Here is a 7,235-nt window from a genome sequence, read left to right as displayed (position 1 = left end):
AAGATGAAGGTGGTCGTCACACTCCATTCTTCAAAGGCTACCGTCCACAGTTCTACTTCCGTACAACTGACGTAACTGGTGACATCTCTCTACCAGAAGGCGTAGAAATGGTAATGCCAGGCGACAACATCCAAATGCAAGTTGAGCTAATCGCTCCAATCGCTATGGACGAAGGTCTACGTTTCGCTATCCGTGAAGGTGGCCGTACTGTAGGTGCTGGTGTTGTTGCTAAGATCTTCGACTAATTCTTACTGAATTAATCGTAATCTTGCACTCTTCTTCTTTTTGAAGAAAGCGCTAGAAAAAGGGAAGCTGAGGCTTCCCTTTTTTATATCTACAATTCCTCTTTTCAATATGGTTATAAGCCCATCACTCTTAGTCATGCTTTTTGTTTTTTAAAAAACATGATCTTAGCTCTGCTCGATTTTCTCTTCTTTTTAGCTATCCGCTAAGTCACTGAAAAATTCCAAAGCGGTCCAGACCGTTATAACAAAACGTTCTGTAATTTACCTTAATACAACTGGTAACAAGAACGATTCTTGTTTATATTTCATTCCAAAGTGAAATTTAAAGGTTTTGAATATGTACGTTTGTCTTTGCCATGGTGTCTCTGACAAGAAAATTAGGAAGTTGGCGATAGATGAAGGTGTAACAGACATAAAAGGAATTAAACGATGTACTGCTTTGGGTAGCCAATGTGGTAAGTGCATTAAACAAGCCAAAGAGATTTTAGCGGAAACAGAATACCTAACACTGAAACAAGCTAGCTAATTATTAGCTAAGCCTTTTTGACACCTTCTCATTTGCTTCTACATTTAAATGAAGCCAAAGAGGAGGGCTTTGTCATGAAAGGCGATCCAATCATAATCCAACATCTCAATAAAGTGCTCGGCAACGAGCTCGTCGCTATCAATCAATATTTTCTGCATGCTCGTATGTACAAGGACTGGGGCTTAAAACACCTCGCCGACAAGGAGTACCACGAGTCGATCGATGAAATGAAGCACGCTGATCATCTAATCGAACGTATCCTGTTTCTAGAAGGCTTACCTAATTTGCAAGATCTCGGTAAATTGATGATCGGGGAAGATACCAAAGAAATGCTTGAGTGCGATTTGAAGCTCGAAATGGCAGCAATCCCAGATCTAAAAGATGCGATCGCTTATGCGGAGGATATCCGTGATTATGTATCACGCGACCTCTTCCAAGATATTCTTGAAGACGAAGAAGAGCACGTCGATTGGCTTGAAACGCAACTGGGCTTGATCGAAATGTCTGGTATCGAAAACTACCTACAAGCGCAATACGTTGATGAAGAGTGAGATTATATTTCGCTGTTTTCTCGCTGAAAGAAAGTGATTAAAAGTGCACCTGATCTGTCTATCAGGTGCCAATCATAGATATCTGGTCTAATCTCTTACATTATTACCTTTTTTAAGGATATCGCTCGCAATCTTGCCTATGAAGATTGACTTCTATCCTTTAGAATTTATTCCCCCTTACCGAAAAAATAACAAAAGAGAAACGATCCATGTCTGAAGACAATCGCCAAGAAGTCACCCCAGAAGAAGAACGCCGCCAACAAGCACTGGACTACCATGCGTACCCAACCCCAGGCAAAATCGCAGTAGAGCTGACTAAGCCAGCTGAAACTGCTAATGATCTTGCTCTGGCATACAGCCCTGGTGTTGCAGAGCCTGTACGCGAAATCGCACAAAATGCCGACAACGTGTACAAGTACACGGCGAAAGGCAACATGGTTGCGGTTATCTCTAACGGCACGGCTATTCTTGGTCTTGGTAACCTTGGTCCGCTAGCTTCTAAACCAGTAATGGAAGGTAAAGCGCTGTTGTTCAAACGCTTTGCTGGTCTAGATTCAATTGATATCGAAGTGAAACACCGCACGATCGACGAATTTGTCGACACAGTAGCAAACATTGCAGATACTTTCGGTGGTATTAACCTAGAAGATATCAAAGCGCCTGATTGTTTTGAGATTGAAAAGCGCCTTATCGAACGCTGTGATGTACCTGTATTCCACGATGACCAACACGGCACTGCAATCGTAACGGCTGCGGGTATGCTGAACGCAATTGAGCTGCAAGGTAAGAAGCTAGAAGAATCAACCATCGTTTGTCTTGGTGCTGGTGCTGCGGCAGTGGCATGTATGGAGCTGTTGATCAAATGTGGCGCAATGCGTGAGAAGATCTACATGCTGGATCGTAAAGGGGTGATCCATACACGTCGTGACGACCTAAACGAATACAAACAGTTATTCGCAAACAACACAGATAAGCGTACGCTGGAAGACGTGATTGAAGGTGCGGATCTGTTCTTGGGTGTATCAGGTCCAAATTTACTACCTGCAGAAGCATTGAAGCTGATGGCAGATAAGCCTGTTGTGTTCGCATGTTCAAACCCAGATCCTGAAATCAAACCAGAATTGGCTCACGAAGTGCGTGATGACTTGATCATGGGCACTGGTCGTAGCGACTACCCGAACCAAGTAAACAACGTTCTGTGTTTCCCATTCATCTTCCGTGGTGCGTTGGATGTTCGTGCGAGTGAAATTAATGATGAAATGAAGCTTGCGGCAGTCGATGCGATTCGTGAATTGGCAAAAGAGCCAGTACCAGAAGCGGTATTGAAGGCAGCTGGCGTAGACAAGCTAGAGTTTGGCTCTGATTACATTATTCCAAAACCAATGGATCCACGTCTACTACCACGCGTAGCAAAAGCGGTTGCTCAAGCTGCGGTTAATTCAGGTGTAGCGCGTATTGAGATGCCAGAAAACTACATGGCGGAGTAAGCCAAAGTCATTTCTGACAGCAAAGAAAAGGGACGCGATGGCGTCCCTTTTTAGTTTGGTCTGAAACTGTCCCCGGTGCAGCCTCATCGTGTTGACGAATTTGTAAGCAATTATTCTTCGTCAAACGCTTCGAATTCGATGCCCATTGCCGTCATCAGCGCTTTCGCTTCTGTAGGAATATCATCTGGGCGGTCTTTACGAAGGTCTTCATCAGTTGGCAGTGGTTGCCCTGTGTAAGCATGTAGGAATGCTTCACATAGTAGCTCACTGTTAGTCGCATGGCGTAAGTTGTTGATCTGGCGGCGAGTTCGCTCATCAGTCAGCACTTTTAAAACTTTTAGCGGGATAGAGACGGTAATCTTTTTTACTTGTTCGCTTTTTTTACCGTGCTCAGCATACGGGCTAATGTATTCGCCATTCCAGTCAGCCATTGCGCACCTTCATTAATGTAATAAGTTAGAAAAATAAATATAGGTGCTGATTTTAGCTGCATTTACCGCCATAAGCAAAGACATATAGACGTCTAGAAGTGTTGACGTCTTATTTTTAGACAAGTAAAGTGAGGTTAATAGTTAGGGAAGAGTGTTAATCAATTGAGCAATACAAGCTAGATATAGCGCATTCCCATTTAGATGTCACCACCCGTGAAAGGATACACCCATGAGCACCCGTAAGCCTGCGACCATTGCTGTACGCACTGGTATCGAGTCAGACAGTCAATATCACGCTGTTGTACCACCAATCTACCTTTCTACTAACTACGGCTTCCCCGCGTTTGGTGAAGTTCCACAATACGATTACACACGTTCTGGTAACCCAAACCGAGGCTTGTTAGAAAAAGCATTGTACGAACTTGAGTCAGGTAAAGGAGCGGTTGTCACTAACTGCGGCACATCGGCACTAAACCTTTGGGTATCGGCGTTTCTTGGACCTGATGACTTAATTGTTGCACCGCATGATTGCTACGGCGGTACGTATCGTCTGTTCAATACTCGCGCCAACAAAGGCGACTTTAAAGTGCAGTTTGTTGACCAGTCGGATCAGCAAGCGTTGGCTGCGGCGATTGCGAAAAAGCCAAAGCTTATCTTGTTAGAAACTCCGTCAAACCCACTCGTACGTGTTGTTGATATTGCGGCTGTGTGTGAGAAGGCAAAACAAGTTGGCGCTTTAGTTGCAGTGGACAATACCTTTTTGACACCTGTGTACCAAAAGCCTTTGGAGCTTGGTGCGGATTTTGTTATCCACTCAACAACGAAATACATTAATGGTCACTCTGACGTGATTGGTGGTGTGGTGATCACTAAGAGCGAAGACCATGCTGAAGAGTTAGCATGGTGGGGTAACTGCATTGGTGCAACGGGTACGCCATTCGACAGTTACATGACGCTTCGAGGAATTCGTACGCTGGGTGCGCGAATGCGAGTTCATGAAGAAAGCTCTCAGCAAGTGTTGGCGTATTTGCAAACGCAATCTTTGGTAGCGAAGATTTATCATCCAAGTTTGCCAGAGCATCCAGGCCATGACATCGCGAAGAAGCAACAATCGGGTTTTGGTTCTATGCTGAGCTTTGAGTTTGCTGGCTCATTTGAGCAGCTAAAAGTGTTTGTTAAAGAACTTGAACTCTTCTCTCTTGCTGAGTCGCTAGGTGGTGTAGAAAGCTTGATTTGTCACCCTGCGTCAATGACGCATCGTGCGATGGGTGAAGAAGCTCTGGCTGAAGCTGGTGTTTCTCAACAGTTACTGCGCTTATCTGTTGGCTTAGAAGATGCCCAAGATCTGATTGCTGATCTTGAGCAAGCATTTGCGAAAGCTACACAGTAATTGGGAGAGGTAAGGTCATGACTGTACAACGTCAGCTGCATAAATTTGGTGGTAGCAGCTTAGCGAACCCAGAATGTTACCAACGTGTGGTGGGTATTCTTAAAGAGTATTCAGCAGAAAATGATTTGGTGGTGGTATCGGCTGCAGGGAAAACCACTAACCGCTTGATCGAGTTTTTAGAAGGGCTAGATAAAGACGGTCGCATCGCACACGAAGCGCTACAAAACTTGCGACTGTTCCAGACGGAGTTAGTTGAAGCTTTATTAGAAGGAGAAGCGCAAACGCAAGTGCTTGCTTCTCTTCAAGATGAATTCAGTACCTTAGCTGAGTTAACTGCGCCACTTACAGAAGCGCAAAAAGCAGCAGTGCTTGGGCATGGTGAAGTATGGTCGTCACGCTTACTGGCTGCACTGTTATCACAACAGGATCTTCCAGCGGTAGCGCAAGATTCTCGCGCCTTTTTACGCGCAGAAGCTGGAACGCAGCCAGAAGTCGACCGAGCTCGCTCTTATGCACTCATCAAAGAGGCGTTAACTCAACATAGCCACAAGCGTGTCATCATTACAGGCTTTATGGCGCAAAATGAAGTGGGTGAAACAGTACTGTTGGGGCGTAACGGCTCAGACTATTCAGCAACGGTGATTGGTGCATTGGCTGAGGTAAACACAGTGACCATCTGGAGTGATGTTGCTGGCGTTTACAGTGCAGACCCACGTTTAGTGTCGGATGCTTGCTTGTTGCCGTTGCTGCGTTTAGATGAGGCGAGTGAACTTGCGCGTTTGGCTGCGCCAGTGCTGCACAGTCGCACGCTACAGCCAGTTGCTCAAAGCACGATGGATTTGAGCCTCAAATGCAGCTATCAACCTGAATCAGGCTCAACGCGTATTGAGCGCGTATTGGCTTCAGGTCGCGGTGCTAAAATCATTACGTCTCTTGATGAAGTGTTGTTGGTTCAACTGTCTTTTATCCATGGTCATGATTTTGAGCGAGCGCAGAAAGAAGTTCTGCAAGCTTTAAAGCGTGCTCAATTGGAACCATTAGCATTTGAAGCACAACAAGATCAGCAAACTTTGCGTTTGGCGTATACCGCAGAGATTGCTGGCGGTGCATTAACTTATCTACAAGAGTTAGCCGTTGAAGCAGAAATCAAGCTTAAAGAGGGTTACTCACTTTTAGCGGCTGTTGGTGCCGGAGTGACGAAAAATGCAAATCACTGTTTTGGCTTCTATCAACAACTTAAGCATGCGCCTGTTGAGTTTATTTCAGAGACGGAATCAGGTTTGAGTTTGGTAGCAGTACTACGCCGCGCAGAAGTCGAAGAGTTGGTACAACGCATTCATAGTCAGTTGTTTCAAGCGCAAAAGCGTGTAGCGGTTGCCTTGTGTGGTAAAGGTAACATTGGTTCAAGTTGGTTATCGCTGTTTGCAGAGCAAAAAGAAGAGCTCGAAAAACGCCATGGTATGAGCTTTGATTTAGTGGCGGTTGTCGATAGTCAAACGTATTGGTTTGATGAAAACGGGATTGATGCAGCAACAGTTGCTCAGCGCTTTGATGATGAAAGCATTGAGAATGATGGCAACTGGTTGGCGAAGCTCGGCGCGATACAAAACTTCGATGAAGCAGTCGTCCTTGATGTCACGGCGAGTAAAGAGTTGGCGACACGTTATGTGGAAATTGCGCAGCAAGGTATTCACTTGATTTCAGCGAACAAAGTGGCAGGCTCGGCGGACAGTCAATATTACCACCAAGTACAAGACGCCTTTGCTAAAATTGGTCGTCATTGGCTTTACAACGCTACGGTTGGTGCAGGGTTACCGATCAACCATACTGTTCGAGACTTGCGTGAAAGCGGTGATGATGTCGTCGCACTATCGGGTATTTTCTCCGGTACGCTATCTTGGTTATTCCAGCAGTTTGATGGCTCAGTGCCGTTTGCTGAACTGGTCGATTTGGCATGGCAACAAGGTTTGACAGAGCCTGACCCTCGCTCTGATTTAGATGGCTCTGACGTGATGCGTAAGTTGGTTATCTTGGCTCGTGAATCTGGTTTGAGTATTGAACCAGAGAGTGTGAAAGTGGAATCACTTGTACCAGAAGAGTTGCGAGAACTGAGCCTAGACGCATTCTTTGACCAAGGTGATATTCTAAGTGAGATTCTACAAGAGCGTCTAACCAAGGCTCAGAAAAATGACCAAGTGTTGCGTTATGTCGCGCGTTTAGAGCGTAATGGCAAAGCAACGGTGGGTGTTGAAGCATTATCACGTGAACATGCACTGGCAAACTTACTACCGTGTGACAATATCTTTGCTATTGAGAGTAAGTGGTACAAAGACAATCCATTGGTTATTCGAGGTCCAGGTGCTGGTCGTGAAGTCACGGCTGGTGCGATTCAATCTGACCTTAATCGCCTAGCTGGTTTGTTTTAAATTTCACCGAAACAATTTTTGCGAACGACAACAAAACCTCGGACTATCTCCGGGGTTTTTTATTATTTAGATAATGCCATACTGAATTGGGAAGTTCGGCTAGGGATTGGTCATAAAGGAACTTGAACTATCCTCATTATGAACTTGAGAAAAATTCATAATCACAAGGTTGACATTAA

6 protein-coding genes and 1 pseudogene are annotated in these 7,235 nt (G+C 45.1%); 6 read left to right on the top strand and 1 reads right to left on the bottom strand.

Annotated features, from left to right (window positions below):
* The 4 genes and pseudogenes from NL647_RS25510 to NL647_RS25495 form a co-directional block, all read left to right on the top strand.
* Positions 1-245: pseudogene (locus NL647_RS25510) on the top strand (elongation factor Tu); the annotation flags it as partial.
* Positions 246-582: 337 nt separating this feature from the next.
* Positions 583-771 (top strand): (2Fe-2S)-binding protein, encoded by a 189-nt coding sequence (locus tag NL647_RS25505; protein WP_005451472.1) that lies wholly within the window; start codon positions 583-585, stop codon positions 769-771.
* Positions 772-845: 74 nt separating this feature from the next.
* On the top strand, positions 846-1,322 hold the full coding sequence (gene bfr, locus NL647_RS25500; RefSeq protein WP_005381359.1) for a bacterioferritin: 477 nt from the start codon (positions 846-848) through the stop codon (positions 1,320-1,322).
* A 209-nt stretch (positions 1,323-1,531) separates the two neighbouring features.
* On the top strand, positions 1,532-2,809 hold the full coding sequence (locus NL647_RS25495) for a malic enzyme-like NAD(P)-binding protein (protein ID WP_009697553.1): 1,278 nt from the start codon (positions 1,532-1,534) through the stop codon (positions 2,807-2,809).
* Positions 2,810-2,919: 110 nt separating this feature from the next.
* Here the strand turns inward: NL647_RS25495 and metJ are convergent, their stop codons facing one another.
* A complete protein-coding gene (gene metJ, locus NL647_RS25490; protein ID WP_005432736.1) occupies positions 2,920-3,240 on the bottom strand; it encodes a met regulon transcriptional regulator MetJ in 321 nt (106 codons plus the stop codon).
* Positions 3,241-3,469: 229 nt separating this feature from the next.
* Between metJ and NL647_RS25485 the strand changes: the two genes are divergently transcribed.
* Positions 3,470-4,630 (top strand): O-succinylhomoserine (thiol)-lyase, encoded by a 1,161-nt coding sequence (locus NL647_RS25485; RefSeq protein WP_253650798.1) that lies wholly within the window; start codon positions 3,470-3,472, stop codon positions 4,628-4,630.
* 17 nt (positions 4,631-4,647) lie between these two features.
* Entirely contained in the window at positions 4,648-7,056 is a 2,409-nt protein-coding gene (locus tag NL647_RS25480; RefSeq protein ID WP_029789973.1) for a bifunctional aspartate kinase/homoserine dehydrogenase II, read from the top strand.
* Positions 7,057-7,235: the final 179 nt, after the last annotated feature.

Origin of the sequence: Vibrio sp. Y29_XK_CS5 (genome assembly GCF_024181835.1) — a bacterium.
Taxonomy (GTDB): Bacteria; Pseudomonadota; Gammaproteobacteria; order Enterobacterales; family Vibrionaceae; genus Vibrio; species Vibrio harveyi.
The sequence above is the reverse complement of the archived record's forward strand: the minus strand, read 5'-3'. Positions and strand labels throughout refer to the sequence as shown.